At 70.8% G+C, this 487-nt stretch carries 1 pseudogene; it reads left to right on the top strand.

Annotated features, from left to right (window positions below):
- Positions 1–487 (top strand): annotated as a pseudogene (locus D183_RS0121510) (hypothetical protein); the annotation flags it as partial.

The raw sequence follows: 487 nt of genomic DNA, 5'->3' as shown, positions 1-487 counted from the left end.
CCCTGCCCCCGCCGCTGCCGCAGAGCGGCTTGCGGGCGTTGCTGGATGCCGCACGCACGCGCTGGCCCGACCACGCGCTGTGGTTCCGCTCGCTCAACGCGGTGGACACGCCGCAGTGGCTGCACGCGCTGCAGGCCGAAGGCTTCACCCTGATCGCCAGCCGCCAGGTCTACCTGTACGAGGACTGGCCGCGACTGCTGCGCCATCGCGACCTGGCCCGCGACCTCAAGCTGGTCGACCGCCGCGACCTGCAGCGCTGCGGCAACGACGCCATCGGCGAGGCCGACTATCTGCGCATCGCCGCGCTGTATGCGCAGCTGTATCTGGAGAAGTATTCGCACTGCAATCCGGCCTACCACGCCGGCTTCCTGCGCGCCTGGCACCGCGCCGGGCTGCTGCGCTTCGACGGCTTCCGCGATGGCGACGGGCAACTGGTCTGCATCACCGGCCTGTTCGGCGTCGGCGGCACCGTCACCGCACCGATCGT

Source organism: Xanthomonas sp. SHU 199, assembly GCF_000364665.1.
Taxonomy (GTDB): domain Bacteria; phylum Pseudomonadota; class Gammaproteobacteria; order Xanthomonadales; family Xanthomonadaceae; genus Xanthomonas_A; species Xanthomonas_A sontii.
The sequence above is the reverse complement of the archived record's forward strand: the minus strand, read 5'-3'. Positions and strand labels throughout refer to the sequence as shown.